Consider the following 17,114-nt stretch of genomic DNA (forward strand, 5'->3'; position numbering starts at 1 on the left):
CAACACAAAAACACTGGGGGACTAACAGTCCCCCCTCCTACCGGCGGCGCAGGCGCTCCACGACCAGCATGAAGACCAGCGCAAAACCGATCAGAAAGGTGGCGACCGCCAGGATCGCCGGGCTGATCTCCTCCCGGATTCCCGACCACATCTGACACGGAACGGTGCGCTGCTCCAGCCCCCCCATGAACAACACCGTCACCACTTCGTCAAACGAGGTGGCGAAGGCGAAGAGCGCGCCTGAAACGACGCCGGGCGCGATGATCGGCAACTGCACCCGCGCAAAGGTCCGCACCGGCCCGGCGCCCAGGCTGGCGGCGGCCCGGGTCAGATTGGCGTCGAAGCCGGCAAGGGTAGCCGTGACTCGGAAATGCCTCCTTATCAGCTGTCGAAATCCATGACGGCTAGGCCGCTGTGAGTAGAATCGGTCGGCCCTCCGTTATAACGAGGGTGTGTTCGTAGTGCGCCGACAGGTCGCCGCCGGCCGTTCGCAAAGTCCAACCATCGTCGTCCGTGAAAACTTTATGCGACCGTTCGGCGATCAAGGGTTCGATGGTCAGGACGAGGCCCTCGGTCAACGGCTGGGTGTCCGCCGGGTCGTAGACGTTGGAAACGACGGGATCCTCATGGATTCTCCTGCCGGTCCCGTGTCCCGCCAACTCGTTCAACACCGTGAATCCGCGTTGGCCCACCTCTCGCTCCACCGCCTTGCCGATACAGTTGATGGGTCTTCCGGCCCGCGCGACAGCGGCCGCCTTTTCGAATGCCGTCCTCGCAGATCGACACAACCTTTCGGCCGTCGCCGAGTATGGCGCCAGGGGAATGGTCGTGGCGGCGTCCGCGATGTATCCATCCAGCTCGGCAGTGACGTCGAGGCTCACCAGATCACCCGGTCGCAGGACGCGTTCATCGGGAACGCCATGAACGACCTCGTCGTTGACGCTGATCAGATTGACGCCCGGAAATCCGTAGAAAATCTGGGGAGCAGGTCGTGCTCCGTGCTGGCTGAGAACCCTCGCCCCGACGTCATCCACTTCTGCGGTAGAAACCCCAGGACGAACGTAGGCCACCATCGCCTTCAACGTCGCCGCAACCACCTTTCCGACACGGACAAGCCCGTCCAAGTCGGCACTGGATTCAATTGACATAGCGCTCCTCCGTTTGATTTTTACCCGGAGCGGCAAATTTCTTGTCGCCGGAGGAGCGGCGACATTCCTGTCGCCGACCAGGGGGGCAGGGGGGACGGAGTCCCCACTCTACGCTTCCATTCGTTACGCTCTCCAGCCACCGAATCGGGTCACGACACAGAAGAACGGGGGACTAACAGTCCCCCCTCCCAGTGGACGATTGTAAATCCGTTGTTCTGTCGAGACTGGGTACAGGGTTGGTCCTTTCCGGCGTAGCGCATCGTCGTGGCTGATCGCCGAGTGCCCCATCAGCCTCTGCACCGTCCTCACGTCCACCTATTCCAGCCGGGGTATCGGCTTCATTCCAGCACCGTGATGAGACAGTTCCGGCGTCAGATCGCCGTGCACAGTCACAGCTTGTCCAGCGTTGATGATCGTACGGGTTCCGGCGATGCCGTCGAAGTTCCCGACGATCCAACCGTAGCCGACGAAGGCTCGGTCTTCCCCGCCGAGCTCGGCCACACTCACGGTGTAAGTCTGCCCCGGAGCCAGCATCCCGTTTTCGTCCAGGCCGTCACCGGGCGAGTCTCCCGTCGTCTCGTACACCATCGGTTCGTCGCCGTCCCGGTTGTAGAGGTGGATCTCCAGCGTCCCCACCCGGGTGTCTCCCTCGCAAGGGCCTCCAGCCGTATCGACTCCCTCGGGAGCCGAGAGCACGTTGCTCACGACGAACGTGTTGTCGTTCCTGCCACGAGGGCCGGGATGCGTCATTGATTCGCCGTCGCCGAGGCAGCCCCCAATACACGGCGTGTTCGATCCGGGTTGGCACGGCATATCGTCGTGGGGAAATGCGGCCGGGGTGAGCGTCACCGTCCCGTTCAGGTCCGCGAGGTCGCCGCCGGACAGGGTCGCATCCCATCGCACGCTGCACCCCTCCTCGTCCAGCGCAAATGGACTCATCACAAGCCTCGCCGTCGTGCCGGACACCACAAAGTCCGTCCGGTCCACACTCGTCATGGGCTCTGTGAAGGTGAGCAGCCAAGTGAGTGTGTCGGCGCTGGTGTGCTCGGTGGTCGGGGCCTTGCGCGAGATTGCCGAGATATTCGGCGAGGCCTGAGCGGTGGTCATCGCAGCCACCGCGCACAAGCCTGCAATGAGAGCAGGTGACACCAGCCAGCGTGGCGCGTGGCGGGGTGGCCGGAGCCGGACACTCGCGGAAATGGGTGAAAAACCCGCGGGTATGAGAACCAGGTGGGCGATCCAGGCGCTCCGCCCTGTGGGGCCGATCGAAAAATGCTTGGATAGCCATATCAACCTCCTCCCCGGGGTTAGTCCGGGTCGGGGTGCTCTTGCTCATCTTCCATTCCTCCGAGATGGAAATCACTTGCCTCTGGCAACACGAAAGAAAGGGGGACTAACAGTCCCCCCTCCTACCGGCGGCGCAGCCGTTCCACGACCAGCATGAAGACCAGGGCAAAGGCGATCAGAAAGGTGGCGACGGCCAGGATGGCCGGGCTGATCTCCTCGCGGATTCCCGACCACATCTGGCGCGGAACCGTGCGCTGCTCCAACCCTCCCATGAACAGCACCGTCACCACCTCGTCGAAGGAGGTGGCGAAGGCGAAGAGCGCGCCCGAAACCACGCCGGGGGCGATGATGGGCAACTGCACCCGCGCAAAGGTCCGCACCGGCCCGGCGCCCAGGCTGGCGGCGGCCCGGGTCAGATTGGCGTCGAAGCCGGAAAGCGTGGCCGTGACCGTGATCACCACGAACGGAGTGCCCAGCGCGGCGTGGGCTAGGATCAGTCCCAGGTGGGTCTGGGCCAGGCCCATCTTGGAGTAGAAGAAGAACATGCCCGCCGCCGAGATGATCACCGGCGTGACCATGGGCGAAATCAACAGGCTCATGGCCAAGGGCCGTCCGGGCATGGCGGGGCTGGCCAGTCCCAATGCGGCCAGAGTTCCCAGCGCCGTCGCCAGCGCCGTCGCCGCGATGCCGATGATGAGGCTGTTGGCCAGCGCCCGCCGCCACTCTTCGTCTTCGGCGACGGTCCGGTACCAGCGTAGCGAATACGCTTCCGGGTCCAGGCGCAACATCCCCTCGGTGAAGGTGAAATAGGGCTCCACGTTGAAGCTGAGGGGGACGATCACCAGGATCGGCGCGATCAGAAACAGGAAGACGGCGGCGCAGAAGGCCAGGTAGGAGACTCGGCCGGCGCGTTCCCATCCGGACCCGGGCACACTCATCTCAACCCAACCTCATGCGGTCGATGCCGACGACGCGGTCGTAGAGCAGATAGAGCGCCACCACGCACGCCAGCAGGATGCTGCCCAGGGCCGCCGCCAGTCCCCAATTCAACGATTGCTGCATGTGATAGGCGATCATGTTGGAGATGAGCTGGCCGCTCTGTCCGCCCACCAGCGCGGGAGTGATGTAGTAGCCGATGGACAGAATGAAGACCAGCAGCGATCCGGCGCCCACACCGGGCAGCGTCTGTGGCCAATAGACCCGCCGGAACGCCTGGGGAAAGCTGGCGCCCAATGAGGCGGCGGCGCTCATGTACAGCGGCGGAATCGTCCGCATGACCGAATAGATCGGGAGCACCATGAACGGCAGCAGGACGTGGGTCATGGCCACCACGGTGCCGGTCATGTTGTAGATCATGGAGATCCGGTTCTCGTCGGCGATCAGCCCCAGCGCCACGAGCAGATCGTTGACCACCCCCTGGGTCTGGAGCAGCACGATCCAGGAGGTGGTCCGCACGAGAAGCGACGTCCAGAAGGGAACCAGCACCAGCAACAGCAGCAGGTTCGCCCGGCGGGGCGGCGCGTGGGCGATAAGATACGCCAGCGGGTAACCTAACAGCAGACAGAGAACCGTGATGCCGAGGCTGACCGCCAATGTGCGCCTCAGAAGCGGCAGATAGACCCGCCGTTGCGGAGGCTGGAGAACGACGCTTCCGTCGGCGTCACGCTGCAGATCCAGGGCGTGGAGGTAGTGGCGCGTCGTGATCCGTTCCCCCGCGCTGCGAATCGCGCGCCAGGTTTTCGCCTCGCCCCATTCGGGAGCGATGGAGATCATGGCGTCCCGCCAGGAGTCGACCTCCTTGACGCGCCGCAGCCTGCGGGCGCTCTTCATGATGACGCTGCGCAGTCCCGCTTCCACCCGGTTCACGCGCGTCGCCACCCGTCCGAGACTCCGGTCTTCCCGGGCTTGCAGAATCTCCCGGGAGGCCGCCTCGAAGACCGGCTCGGAAGGAGGGCTCCGGCCGTCCCACCCGCGCAGCAGAGCCAGGGTTTCAGGCAGCGTATCGGCGACCATGGGGTCGTAGACGCTGCGGGTCAGCATGGTCGCCAGCGGCGCTACGAAGGTCGCCAGGATGAAGGCCGCCAACGGCAGCACCAGCGCCGCCGCCCGCAGATGAGGCTTCCTCAGCGCGCCAGCCACGCGCTGAAACGCTCGTTCATTTCGTCCGAGTGATCGCTCCACCATTCCCAATCGCTGTGCAGGGCATTGGCCACGTTGGCGGGGGTCGTGGGCATGTGTGGCTTCATGTCCACCCCGGTCTCCAGGTGCGTCGAAATGAGCGGGGTGCCGGAACGCCGCACCGGACTGTAGGAGATGTAACGGCCGATGGCCGCCATGGATTCGGTCCTGGCCCCAAAGGCGACGAACTTCCGAGCCGCCTCCAGGTTCCGGGTTCCCGCCACGATGGCCGTCTGACCCCAATCCAGCACCTGGCCGTCCCAGACCACCACGAAGGGCTGTTTCTCCAGGATCTGGGCATTGAAGATGCGGCCGTTGTAGGCCGTGCTCATGACCACCTCGCCGTCCGCCAGCATTTGGGGCGGTTGGGCCCCCGCTTCCCACCAGATGATCTGTTCCTTGATGGTGTCGAGCTTGCGAAAGGCCCGGTCCACTCCCTCGGGTGTGTCGAGCGTGGCGTAGACCTGCTTCATGGGCACGCCGTCCGCCATCAGCGCGAACTCCAGGTTGACCACGGGCGTCCGGCGCATCCCCCGCCGTCCCGGAAACTTCTCCAGGTCGAAAAAGTCGCCGATGGTGGCCGGCTTCGAGCCGGATATTTTTTCCTCGTTGTAGGCGTAGATCGTGGAGTAGTAGACGACGCCGATGCCGCACTCGGTGAGGGTTTCGGGGAAGAAGTCCTCCTCGGCGGGCGTGCCGTCCGGTCCCGGTGGGAGGTCGGCGGCGTCGATGGGTTCCAGGAGGCCCTCGTCACAACCCAGCACGGCGTCCGCCATTTCCAGGTCGACCACGTCCCAATGCACGTTGCCCGTCTCCACCTGGGCCCGGATCTGGGCCAGTCCGCCGTTGTAGTCCTCCATGCGGACCTCGATGCCGGTCTCGGCGGTGAACGGCTCGTGGATGGCCTTGGTGCAGGCCCGGGCATAGGAGCCTCCCCAGGAGACGGCGGTCACCGATTCTGCGCCCAGAGAGCTTTGGGACCCGGCCAGGACGGCGAGGGAGAATATCGTAGCGGCCCCAGCCGACGGCGTGTTCCGGTAATTGAATCGATGTTTCGTCATGGAATGTCCTCACTCCTGGCCCGGAGCTTCCAGCGACCGGCAATCGGTCAGCAGCCAGCCGATACGGACCTGGTCTCCTTCCAATACGGCACCGTGCCCCACGATGTTGGGGATCTTGGCAATGAAGTCCGAGTGGCCGCAGACCGTCAGGCGAAGCCGCAGGTGATCGCCCAGAAACAGGATGTCCTCGACCCGGGCGTCGAACTCGTTGTGGTAGACCCCCGGCTTGGGCGCCAGGGAGACTCTTTCCGGCCGAATGGCAATGGCCACCCTGTCCCCGGGCCGGCTGGGCGCGATCCTAAACGCCCTGACGATCCCACCGCCGACGTCCACTTGGCAGAAGTCGCCGTCGACGCCGACCACCCTTCCGTACAGGATGTTGTTGTCTCCGATGAATCGGGCCACGAACCGGCGTTCCGGCTCTTCGTAGAGGATTTCCGGAGGGGCGACCTGCTCGACGCGGCCCTCCTCAAAGACGGCGACGCGATCGGACATGGCCATGGCTTCCTGCTGATCGTGGGTCACGTAGACGACGGTCACCCCCAGGGTCCGCTGGATGCGCCGGACCTCGAACTGCATCTCCTCGCGCAGCCTGCGGTCCAGGGCGCCCAGCGGTTCGTCCATCAAGACCAGGCGCGGTTCGAACACCAGCGCCCGGGCAATGGCGACGCGTTGCTGCTGGCCGCCGGAAAGCTTGCCCGGGCGCCGGTCCTCCATGCCGTCCAGGCGCACCAGTTCCAACGCCCGCCGGACGCGCTCCCGAATCTGCTCCGGATCGAGACCGCGCACTTCCAGGGGAAAGGCCAGGTTTCCTCCCACCGTCATGTGCGGGAAGAGGGCGTAGTTCTGGAAAACCACGCCGATTTCGCGTTTCCGGGGCGGCAGGTCATGCACCGATCGTCCGTCGATGCGGATGGCGCCCGAGGTGGGAGCTTCGAAGCCGGCGAGCATCATCAGGCACGTGGTCTTGCCGGAGCCGGACGGCCCCAGCAGGGTCAGGAACTCCCCCTCGGCGACGGTGAGGTTCAGGTCCCGGACCACCAGAGTCCGGCCGTCATAGCTCTTGCTGACGCGCTCGAATTCGACGTGGGGGTGATCGCTTGGAGTCACTAGTCAGCCGTCCCGGGCATGTCGGAATTCGATCCTCGGCGGTTTCCCGTTTGCCACCGGGAGTCTACATGCAAAGGGTTCCGGATGCTCGCCACAATTCCCTTGATATGGGTCTACAGCATTAGTAAACTGTAAAACCATATCAAACGGACCGGAGCCCCATATGAAAACCACGATCGAGATTGCCGACGGCCTCGCCAGGAAGGCCAAGGCCCATGCAGCCAAGGAGAACGTCACGTTACGGTCACTGATTGAACGTGGGCTGCGCATGGCATTGCGCGCCGACAGCCAGCGGACCCGCTTCAAGTTGAGGGACGCCAGTGTTGGCGGCCGGGGTTTGCAGCCGTCCTATCGCGGCGCCGATTGGCCGAGTATCCGCGACACCATCTACAAGGACCGAGGCAGTTGATAGCTGCGGATACCAATATTCTTGTCTACGCTCACCGCGCCGACTCCGAATGGCATGGGCCCGCGAAGTCCTGTCTTGAGTCACTTGCCCAAGGACGGGTGACTTGGGGGTTGCCATGGCCGTGTATTCACGAGTTCCTGTCCGTTGTGACTCACCCGCGAATCTACGATCCGCCGTCGACGATCTCCGAAGCTCTGAACCAAGTGGAAGCGTGGCTGGAGTCACCGATTGCGGAACTGCTCACCGAAACCGACACGCACTGGAATATTCTCAAGAAGCAACTCGAAAACGGACGAGTGAGAGGGGCAATGGTGCACGATGCAAGGATTGCGGCGATCTGTATCGCCTCCGGCGTCACGGAGTTCTGGACGGTCGACCGGGACTTCAGCCGTTTTCCCCGCTTGGTTACTCGGAATCCGTTGCAGGTCTGAATTTCATAGCCCCGGATAGAGGCCCGTGCTAACCTGCCTGCGGATCCCATGAAATCGTTCGTTTTCGACACTTCCACGCGCGTGATCTTCGGTGAGGGATCGGTCCGCGAGTTGGCTCCAGCCGCGCGGGAACTGGGATTCCGGCGGACTTTGCTGGTCTCTGACCCGGGGCTGGTGCAGTCGGGCCACGTCGAGACGGTATCAGGGATCCTGGCCGAGGCCGGAGTCCAAGTGCATGGGTTCCACGACTTTGGACCTGATCCGGAATCGCAGATGGTGGACAAGGGCGCCAGTTACGCTCGGCCTTTGGAAGTCGACTCTGTCGTGGGCCTCGGAGGCGGCAGCTCCATGGACTGCGCCAAGGGGATCAACTTCCTGCTTACCGGCGGGGGAACGATCCATGACTACCAGGGCTATGGCCGGGTGCGGGGCCGGATGCTGCCGATGATCGGAATTCCCACGACGACCGGGACCGGGAGTGAGGCTCAGTCTTACGCCATCATCGCGGACGCCCGAACTCACGTGAAAATGGCCTGCGGCGACCCGCAAGCCGCTTTTCGCATCGCCATACTCGACCCCTGTCTGACCCTTTCCCAACCGGCCGACGTCAGCAGCGCCACCGGATTCGACGCCCTTTCCCATGCCGTGGAATCGTATTGCAGCAAACGGAGCTCCGCGCTGTCCCAGTCCTTCTCCCGCGAAGCCTGGTGGCTGTTGGAACGGAACTACGAGCGGGTGCTGCGCGATCCTACGGACCTGGAGGCCCGGGGCGCGATGCAATTGGGCGCCTTCTATGCCGGCCTGGCCATCGAGAACTCCTCAGTGGGCGCGGCCCATGCCTGCGCCAATCCTTTGTCCGCCCGGTACAGGACGCCCCACGGGGTCGCCATCGGTCTGCTGCTGTCGCCGGTCATCCGCTGGACGGGCACCGTGGCCGAATCGGCCTTTGGGGATCTGTTGCACCTATCCGGCGGAAACTCCTGGAAGGGGAGGGATGCTTCCGGGTCTCTGGCCGGGCGGTTGGACGAATTGGCCGCGTTGGCCGGGCTCCCGCGGGAGCTTCGGAGCGAGGGCGTTCTGGAGGGGGATCTGGAAACTCTGGCCGCTGAGGCCTCCTCCCATTGGACGGTGGAGTTCAATCCGCGTCTTCTCACTTCCCTGGGCGCCATGGAGATCTACAGGGAGGCTTGGTAAGTGGCTTCCAACCCGACCGGGGGATGGAGCGTGCCCGCATGAGACCGGCTCTGACGCTTCTGCTCCTCCTGTTCGGAACCGCTTCCCCAATCAGCTCAGCGACCGGCGAGGAGACCTCCAAAGTCCGTTCCAACCGGCTGATCCAAGAGAAGAGTCCCTACCTCCTGCAACACGCCTACAACCCGGTGGACTGGTATCCGTGGGGCGAGGAGGCCTTCCGCCTGGCCCGCGAGAAGAAACGTCCCATCTTTCTCTCCGTCGGCTACTCCACCTGCTACTGGTGCCACGTGATGGAGCGGAAAGTCTTCGAGGACCCCGGAATTGCGGACCTCATGAACCGTTACTTCGTCAACATCAAGGTGGATCGGGAAGAGCGCCCCGACGTGGACCGCATCTACATGTCGGCGTTGCTGGCCCTCACCGGGAGCGGCGGTTGGCCCATGTCCATGTTCCTGACGCCCGAGCTCGAACCCTTCTTCGGACGAACCTACGTCCCGCCGGACACCTTTCGGTCGCTCATCGGCCGGATTCATGAAGTCTGGGCCAAGCATCCGGACGACATCGCCGAAGCGGGCCGCCAACTCACCCGATTGCTACGCGAGCAGACTCGGGTGGAGGCCGGCGAGGCGGCCTTGGAGGGGTCGATTCTCAAGCAGGGGTACGAATCCATTCGCGCCGGTTACGACGAAACCTACGGCGGCTTCGGACACGGGAACAAGTTTCCCCGTCCGGTGGTGTTCAACTTTCTGCTCCGGTATCAGCGGAGGGAGGCCAAGAGCCGGGCTCTGGAAATGACCCTGACCACCCTGGAACGGATGGCGGCCAGCGGGATTTTCGACCATCTGGAGGGGGGATTTCACCGCTACGCTGTGGACCGCCAGTGGCGGGTCCCCCACTTCGAGAAGATGCTCTACGATCAGGCCCAACTGGTGAACTCCTATTTGGAGGCGTACCAACTGACCCGGAATCCGCTATTCGCCTCCGTGGCCCGGAGCACCCTGGACTACGTGAGCGGGCAGCTCACCCATCCGCCCGGGGGGTTCTATTCCGCCGAGGATGCCGAAAGCGCCCCTGATCCGTCCCAACCCAAGCGGAAACGGGAGGGGGCCTTCTATGTCTGGACCAAGGCGGAGCTGGACCGGATCCTGGGGCCTGAGAAGGGAGCCATATTCGCCCACAGCTTCGGGATCGAGCCCGGCGGGAACGCTCTCAGCGACCCCCACAAGGTCTTCGTGAACCAGAATATTCTTTATCGGGCCCAGACCCGGGAGGAGACGGCGCGCAAGTTCCGAATCCCCCCGGATCAGGTGCATGCGGTTCTCCGGGAGTCGCGGCGCCTGCTGCTTGAGGTCCGGAACCAGCGGGTGCGGCCCTACCTGGACGACAAGATCCTGGTCTCGTGGAACGGCCTCATGATCTCCGCCTTCGCCCGGGCCCACCAGGTTCTGGGGGAGGCCGCATATCTGGCGCAGGCCCGGCGGGCGGCCGACTTCATCCTGGAGCACCTCTGCCAGAAGGAGACGGGACGGCTTCTGAGGCGCTACCGGGAGGGGGAAGCCCGGTTCGAGGGGCACCTGGAGGACTACGCGTTCCTGGTCTTGGGCCTCATCGACCTCTACCAGGCCGGTTCCGACATCCGCGACCTGCAGCGCTCCATGGAGTTGATGGAGGCGGCCGTCGATCTCTTCTACGACAAGGAATCGGGGGCCTTCTTCGACACCTCGGGACAAGACGCGTCACTGATTCTGCGGACCCGGGACGACTACGACGGGGCCGAACCCACCGGGAATTCGGTCGCCGTCTGGAATCTTCTGCGCCTGGCGGAGATGACCCACCAACCGGAGTGGAAGAAACTGGCCGGCGCGGCCCTGAAGCATTTCGGGGACCGGCTGCGGGAGCATCCCGAATCCCTACCCCACATGCTCGCCGCTCTCGACTTCCACCTGGGCACGCCGAAGCAGGTGGTGCTGGCGGGCGACCCGGCGGGCGACGCGATGGGGGCTCTGCTCAAGGTGGTCCATTCCACCTACGTTCCCAACAAGGTCCTCCTGTTTGCCGATGGCCGAACCGGCCAGGAAACCCTGGGGAGGAGCAACCCGGCCGTCCGCGCCATGGTTCCCGTCGATGGGAAGGCGACCGCCTATGTCTGCGAGAACTACGTCTGCCGGCTGCCCACCTCGGAGCCGGAGGTCCTGGCCCGGTTGTTGACGGAAGAGGTGGCTGCGGTATCAACCGGCACGGCCGAAGACGCTTCCCGCCGCTGACCGACGTTCGGAGCTTCCCAGTTTCTATTGGCGGCCCCGGCGGTTGGCCGCATATCGCGTGGGACGTTGGCATCCTCTACGATAAGATCCTCCCTGTGAAAAAGAATCAGAAAATCACGGTTCACGTCCCCTCCGATCTGTTGAGGAAGGCTCGGGAATCCACAGGTCGCGGGATCACGGAAACGGTGCGGCAAGGTCTTCGACTGGTTGCCGCCGCCGAGGCTTACCGGAGCCTCCGGGTACTTCGGGGCAGGGTGCCGGTTTCCATCGATCTGGAGGCACTTCGCGAGGATAGACGGTGATCCGGCTCAACGGCGGCCGCAGCACTTCTTGAACTTCTTGCCGCTTCCGCAGAGGCAGGGATCGTTTCTTCCGGGTCGCCGTCTTCCCTGAGCCTGGAGGTCCTGCCGCCGCACCCAGGACATGACGTTGGCCGGCGCCCGTCCCTGGCTCAGCTCTCCCGCCATGAAGCGCATGTAGGGATCGATGTGGTTGAAGAAGAGCTTGTATCCGGCGCAGAGGTAGTTGAGCCCCGCTTCTCCCTGGGGAGTCCGGATGAAACGGTGCTTGGGGCACTCGCCGTTGCAGGCGAACCGGACCTCGCATTCGCGGCAGTAGCGGGGGAGGCGGTCCCGCTTGTCCTGCCCGAATCGAACTTGGCTGGGTGAAGTGACCAGCGACCCCATGGGATCCTCCATGATGTTGCCCAGGAGGTTCTCCGGATAGACGTAGTGGTCGCAGGAGTAGAGATCTCCGTTGTGCTCCAGGGCCAGGGCCGAGCCGCAGGTTTCGCGGAAGACGCACAGGCTGGCGGCCATGCCCATCCAACTCTCCAGGGCCACGTCGAAGATCTGCACGTAGCAACGGCCCACGTCCCGCCGCACCCACTCGTCGAAGATGGCGCAGAGGAACCTGCCGTACTGGACTGCGTCCACCGACCAGGGGCTCACCCGGGCCGGCTCAGCCGAATCGGGGGAAATCAGCACCAGTCCGGCCGGATCGGGCTGCGGCGACTCCCGTTCCACGATGGGAATGAACTGCATGAAGCGGCTGCCGGCCTGCTTGAGAAAGCCGTACACCTCCAGGGGATGGCGGGAGTTGCTCCGCTGCACCACGGTCAACGTGTTGTACTCGACGCCATGTTTCCGGAGGTAGCCCAGTCCCCTCATCACCCTTCGAAAGGAAGGGGCTCCTCCCTTGTCCACCCGGTAGCGGTCGTGGAGACGCTCGGGACCGTCGATGGAGATCCCCACCAGGAATCCGTTCTCGGCCAGGAACTCGCCCCAACGGTCGTCCAGCAGGACCCCGTTGGTCTGAAAGCCGTTCTCGATCTTCTTCCCCGCAGCGTACCTGGCCTGCAGCCGGACCACCTTCCGGAAAAAATCAACGCCCAGGAGGGTGGGTTCGCCCCCTTGCCAGGCGAAGCTGATGACCGGCGCCCGCTGCGATTCGATGTACTGGCGGACGTACGACTCCAGGACGTCGTCCGGCATGGCCCACGTGGACGTGCCGGAATAGAGGTTCTCCTTCTCCAGGTAGAAGCAGTACTTGCAGTCCAGGTTGCAGATGGGCCCGGTGGGCTTGGTCAGGACGTGAAAGGCATTGACCTGCGGGGGAGCTGCCGAAAGGTCCATCACCGAATCTCTTGAAACCAGTCTACTACGCCGCAGGAGGGTGGGACATCTTTGTCCCCGTTCCGCGGGAGGGGACATTCTTGTCTCCCATTTCCCGGTTCAGGGAAACCTGAATCAGGAGCGGCTCTCCGGGCGCCGGATAGTAGAGATCCTCCGAATCTTCACTCGTAGCAAATTCGAGTGCGAACCGCTTTTCGGACGTGCGGACCGGCTTGCGTCAGGGGAGTTGGCCCGGTTCCGGTTCCTGCATCAACTCGAGACCAGGGAGATCACGGAAGTCGTCGTGGTTCAGCGTCCAGAGGGCGGCACCCTGCACCAGAGCGCAGGCCGCTACAGCGAGATCGACCTCGCGCCCTCGAGGGCGAGACGTTTGCCGGTAAAGCCACGCGGCCTGAGTGGCCGCTTCGGCATCGAACGGGACGGCCGCGCGGCGCGGAAACATCTCTTCCTGCACCTGCAACTCGGCTGTCGTTCGGGGCCCGCGCAACCATTCATACAGCACGACCGTCGACAGGATCACCCGGTGACCCTCCGCCACGAATGCCGACAGCCGTTTCAGCGAGCGGCGAGGGCCCGTGAGCGCATCGATCAGCACAGACGTATCGAGGTGAATCGTCACGGCCTTTGCCCCGTTCGTCCGCCGCGGCGCCGAGCGGCCCGCACCTCGCGGATTTCAGCGTCGACACTCTGCTCGGAACGGGTCACCGGTGCATCGCGCAGGCGGTCGATCACCGACAGCAGACGAAGCCGTTCACGCTCGCTGAGCCGGTCCTTCCGCGCGGCGTAGTCGGCGACGGCTTCCCGAACCACATGGCTCTGCGCCATGCCGAAAAGATCCGCCATTCGACGGATCTGCCGCACCGTCGCATTATCGAGGGAGTAGGTCACCTTTACCATAATGATGCAATACTGCCATAATTTGGCTCAGATCCCCAGCAACCATCCTTCCGCCGGCTGTCCCGTGATCCGCTTCAGCCCATACGCATACCATTGCACCTGCCGTACGTAGTCCGGATCGTCCGGTTTGAGGTGAACGTCCGTCTTGAAGTCCACCACGATCCAGCGGCCCTCCTCCTGGAAGGCCAGATCGATGGTGCCTTCCAGCAGTCTTCCTTCCGCAACCGTGAGCACGAAAGGAAACTCCCGGTGACGCCTCCGGGCAGCCCGCGCCCGTTTCAGCAGCGGATGTTCCAAGGCGGAGAGCGCGGCCTGGATGGCGGACTTTCGCTCCTGGTTCGTCACGCCCAGGATCCTGCCATGGAGCCGGGCGAGCCTCCGGACCTCCGGTTCGCCGGCATCCAGCCGGATGTCCCGCAACAACGTGTGGACCAGGGTCCCGAACCTGGGACCGGTGGGCCGGGAATCGGGAATCGGATGAGTCTCCAGCCCCACGGAGGGACACTCGGGAGGGTCTCCCGGTGAGGGTTCCCCGGTGACCGTCAACACCTGAAGCGTGGGCTCGGATCCGGACCTCAGCGCCCGCCGCCGGCCTTCCCGCCACCGCTCGTAGCGGGCAAGGCCTTCTTTCCCAGCCTGGCCCGCTTCGTCGTCGGCCAGGATCCGCTCCCGCTGCAGGCCGAAGTTGGGACGGACCGCCAGGTCCAGCAACCCGGGGTCCCACCAGACCACGGTGTGATCTCCCGTCTGAGGGCGGTGGAGGCCGGGCCGGATGGAGGCTTCGACGCGCCCCCTGGGGTTCTGAAGCAGACTGCGAGCCCCGAAGGCGGGGCAGCCGGGAGCCGGTCCGCCCCGATTCCAGTCCGGCCGCGCCGGATAGACGGACTTCTCCAGAGGCGCCAACCATTCCGGCCTCGATCCCGGCCTGGGACCTGTCCCCAGCCCGGGGACCACCAGCAGGTCACGGGCCCGCGTTGCGGCGACGTAGGCGAGGCGGACTCCCTCCGCCCGGTCCCGCGCCGCCTCTTCGTCGCGATGGTCCAACAGCTCCCAGGGGACACATCCCATGAGGCTGAAGGCCGCCAGGTTGCGGCTGGAATCGACGTGCTTGTCCGGGCGCGCGGAAGAGAGGTGCGCCGTCGTATCTGCCAGGATCACCACCGGAAACTCCAGGCCCTTGGCGTTGTGGACGGTCATCAGGTGGACCCCGTCGACTCCTTCCTCGGAAACCTGGGCCTCGGCGCCGGTGCGCCGCCGCGCCAGTCGTTCCAGATGTTCCACAAATGCCCGGAACGACCCTCCCCCGCCGGTCTCGAAGGCCCGGGCCAGATCGCAGACCCGCTGCACGTTGGCCAGAACCTGATGGCTCGCCGGGCGCAGCGCGAATCCCGCGTGAGCCCGCGTCAGAGAAAGGAGCCGGGAAAGGGTCTCGGCGACGGGGCGGCGGTTGCGCCGGCGGTGCAGACGGGCCAGGATCTCCAGCGCTTCGGCCACCGGCTCCAGGTCGGCATGCAGGTCTTCGGGGCGAGGACGGAACGGATGGAGCGAACCGTGACGATCCCGGAAGCGAAGCAACAGGGAATCCGGGATCCAGAAGAGGGAGCCGCGGAGCGTCGCGTAGATCGAGAGCTCGTCGTCCGGCCGCTCGATGGCGCCCAAGGCCACCCGAAGGGTCTCGACCTCTTCCCGCTGATGGAAGGATCGGGAGCCCATCAGGACGTGGGGAATCCCGCGGATCTCCAAACCCCTGGCATAGTCTCGCGTGACGTCCCGCCTCCAACTGACGAACCGCCGGAACAGGATGCAGACGTGGCCGGGTGAAATGGGGATGCGCCGGGACGGGTCCTCCGGGTCGCCCACCTGCCAGCCGCTTTCCCGCAGCAGCCAGTCGGTGAAGGCAGCGACGGTCTGGGGCAGGCTCTCTTCGATGGCCGCGTTGGCCAGGTTCCCCCATTTGCTGTAGGGACGCGGCACCGGAAGGGCGATGAGGGCCGGCTGATCTCCCTCGCCGGCTCGGTGGCTCTTGAGCGGGACGTAGTCGGGCTGCCCGCTGACGGGGTCGGCCGTCATCTCCGGCGCGAAGGCCGCGTTGACGGCCATTTGCAGGGGCCGCACGGAGCGGAAGTTCCGCTTCAGGTGGACCACGCTCACCCCGGCCGCCTGCAGGATCTCCTTGATCTCCTGGTACAGGACCACGTCGGCGCGCCGGAAGCGATAGATGGACTGCTTGGGGTCTCCCACCAGAAAGAGCTTTCCGGAAACGGGCCGGACCCTGCGCCAATTCGTCTCCTCGGGGTCGTCCGCCGACAGGAGCATCAGAATCTCGGCCTGGAGCGCGTCGGTGTCCTGGAACTCGTCGACGAAGACGTGGCTGAACTGTTCCTGGAAATCCCCGCGGACCGACGGCCGGTCCCGGATCAGGTCCCGGGTCTTGATCAGCAGGTCCATGAAGTCGAGCCGGCTGGTCTGTTCCTTGAGCGTCTCATAGAAGGGGGCTACTTCCAGGAGTTCCTCACGGAGCAGCGCCGCCAGGTCGGCGTCGGCGCACCGCGTGAAATCCTTCAACTCCCGAAGCAGGTTTTCCCGTGCCTGCACCACCACCGCCCGGGGCAGGCCGGGAGCGTATTCTCCGGTCCGGGCCGGCCGGAAGTAGCGGGACCTCAACCGTTGCAGTAGGCGGAGCATCCGACCTTCGAGACGATCGCAGTCGCGCCGCCGCTCTCGCTCGAATCGCCGGACCCAGGCGTCCAGTTCCCGAACCGGACCCAGATTCTGTCGAAGCCTGTCCCGCCGGTTGGTTGACCGGATGCTGTCGGCCGCCAACTCCCGGCTCCGGCCGACCAAGGCGTCCAAGGCCCCTTCCCGGTCGAAGACCTCCCGTCTCCAGGGACTACCATAGTCGCGCCATTCCAAAAGTTGCCGGGCGGCCGAGCGAAGCTGGTCCAGAGGCGAGCCAAAGTCGTTCCCCTGTGGGGTCAGGGACCGCTGGAGGGCCCGGGCCAGTCCCGGTGAGGGATGGGCCATCCGCGCTTCCATCCATTGCCGAAACGCCCTCCGGAAGAGACGGGACGCTTCATCTTCCGAGGTTTCCCGGAAATCGGGGTCGACGCCCGCCTCCACCGGCCTCTTTCGAAGCAGGTCCGCGCAGAAGGAGTGGATGGTGGAGATGCTGGCCTCCTCCAGCCCCGCCACCGCCCGCTCCAGATTCCGGATCTCGGCCGGATCCGAGGCTTGCCGCCGGGCCCGGTCCAGCGCCTCTCGCAGACGCAGCTTCAGCTCGCCGGCCGCCTTCCGGGTGAAGGTGACGGCGGCGATCCCGTCGACGCGGGCCCGGCCGCTCGCCAGGACGGCCACCAGGCGCCGGACCAGCTCGGTGGTCTTGCCCGTGCCCGCCGCCGCCTCCACCAGAAGGCTCACGTCCAGGGAATCCCGGATGGCGCGGCGTCCGGCGGAATCGGAAGGTGAGGGATCCTGGGGACCGAACTTCAAGGAATCGTTCAT

General features: G+C 64.8%; 14 protein-coding genes and 1 pseudogene. 4 read left to right on the forward strand and 11 right to left on the reverse strand.

Features of this window, described 5'->3' with window-relative positions; all coding sequences use genetic code 11:
- Positions 1–37: 37 nt before the first annotated feature.
- From OXT71_09615 to OXT71_09645, 7 genes and pseudogenes are all read right to left on the reverse strand, one after another.
- Positions 38–364: pseudogene (locus OXT71_09615) on the reverse strand (ABC transporter permease subunit).
- 40 nt (positions 365–404) lie between these two features.
- Complete coding sequence (gene map, locus OXT71_09620; GenBank protein ID MDE2926643.1) at positions 405–1,148, reverse strand: type I methionyl aminopeptidase; 744 nt, start codon at positions 1,146–1,148, stop codon at positions 405–407.
- Positions 1,149–1,463: 315 nt separating this feature from the next.
- Positions 1,464–2,255 (reverse strand): hypothetical protein, encoded by a 792-nt coding sequence (locus OXT71_09625; protein MDE2926644.1) that lies wholly within the window; start codon positions 2,253–2,255, stop codon positions 1,464–1,466.
- A gap of 302 nt (positions 2,256–2,557) precedes the next feature.
- Positions 2,558–3,373, reverse strand: coding sequence for an ABC transporter permease (locus OXT71_09630; GenBank protein ID MDE2926645.1), 816 nt, complete (start codon positions 3,371–3,373; stop codon positions 2,558–2,560).
- A 1-nt stretch (position 3,374) separates the two neighbouring features.
- Positions 3,375–4,574 carry an ABC transporter permease gene (locus OXT71_09635; GenBank protein MDE2926646.1) on the reverse strand — a complete coding sequence of 400 codons (1,200 nt, stop codon included), beginning with the start codon at positions 4,572–4,574 and terminating at the stop codon, positions 3,375–3,377.
- On the reverse strand, positions 4,559–5,674 hold the full coding sequence (locus OXT71_09640) for an ABC transporter substrate-binding protein (GenBank protein MDE2926647.1): 1,116 nt from the start codon (positions 5,672–5,674) through the stop codon (positions 4,559–4,561). The genes OXT71_09635 and OXT71_09640 overlap by 16 nt, the downstream gene beginning before the upstream one ends.
- A gap of 9 nt (positions 5,675–5,683) precedes the next feature.
- Positions 5,684–6,784, reverse strand: coding sequence for an ABC transporter ATP-binding protein (locus OXT71_09645; protein ID MDE2926648.1), 1,101 nt, complete (start codon positions 6,782–6,784; stop codon positions 5,684–5,686).
- A 163-nt stretch (positions 6,785–6,947) separates the two neighbouring features.
- On the opposite strand from OXT71_09645, the gene OXT71_09650 reads away from it, so the two are divergent.
- Genes OXT71_09650 through OXT71_09665 form a run of 4 tightly spaced genes read left to right on the forward strand, consistent with a single transcriptional unit; the run spans position 6,948 to position 11,082 of the window.
- Entirely contained in the window at positions 6,948–7,193 is a 246-nt protein-coding gene (locus OXT71_09650) for a DUF2191 domain-containing protein (protein ID MDE2926649.1), read from the forward strand.
- The gene (locus tag OXT71_09655; GenBank protein ID MDE2926650.1) at positions 7,190–7,624 is read left to right on the forward strand and encodes a PIN domain-containing protein; all 435 of its coding nucleotides are present in this window, start codon (positions 7,190–7,192) and stop codon (positions 7,622–7,624) included. The genes OXT71_09650 and OXT71_09655 overlap by 4 nt, the downstream gene beginning before the upstream one ends.
- A 48-nt stretch (positions 7,625–7,672) precedes the next feature.
- A complete protein-coding gene (locus OXT71_09660; GenBank protein ID MDE2926651.1) occupies positions 7,673–8,818 on the forward strand; it encodes an iron-containing alcohol dehydrogenase in 1,146 nt (381 codons plus the stop codon).
- A gap of 38 nt (positions 8,819–8,856) precedes the next feature.
- Positions 8,857–11,082 (forward strand): thioredoxin domain-containing protein, encoded by a 2,226-nt coding sequence (locus OXT71_09665; protein ID MDE2926652.1) that lies wholly within the window; start codon positions 8,857–8,859, stop codon positions 11,080–11,082.
- A 308-nt stretch (positions 11,083–11,390) separates the two neighbouring features.
- Here OXT71_09665 and OXT71_09670 read toward each other — a convergent pair whose 3' ends face one another.
- The 4 genes from OXT71_09670 to OXT71_09685 form a co-directional block, all read right to left on the reverse strand.
- Entirely contained in the window at positions 11,391–12,716 is a 1,326-nt protein-coding gene (locus OXT71_09670; GenBank protein MDE2926653.1) for an anaerobic sulfatase-maturation protein, read from the reverse strand.
- Between the two features lie 217 nt (positions 12,717–12,933).
- Positions 12,934–13,335: a type II toxin-antitoxin system VapC family toxin gene (locus tag OXT71_09675; protein ID MDE2926654.1), complete on the reverse strand. Its 402-nt coding sequence runs from the start codon at positions 13,333–13,335 to the stop codon at positions 12,934–12,936.
- On the reverse strand, positions 13,332–13,613 hold the full coding sequence (locus tag OXT71_09680) for a hypothetical protein (GenBank protein ID MDE2926655.1): 282 nt from the start codon (positions 13,611–13,613) through the stop codon (positions 13,332–13,334). The genes OXT71_09675 and OXT71_09680 overlap by 4 nt, the downstream gene beginning before the upstream one ends.
- A gap of 27 nt (positions 13,614–13,640) precedes the next feature.
- Complete coding sequence (locus OXT71_09685) at positions 13,641–17,114, reverse strand: UvrD-helicase domain-containing protein (GenBank protein MDE2926656.1); 3,474 nt, start codon at positions 17,112–17,114, stop codon at positions 13,641–13,643.

This window comes from Acidobacteriota bacterium (assembly GCA_028874215.1).
GTDB lineage: Bacteria > Acidobacteriota > UBA6911 > RPQK01 > JAJDTT01 > JAJDTT01.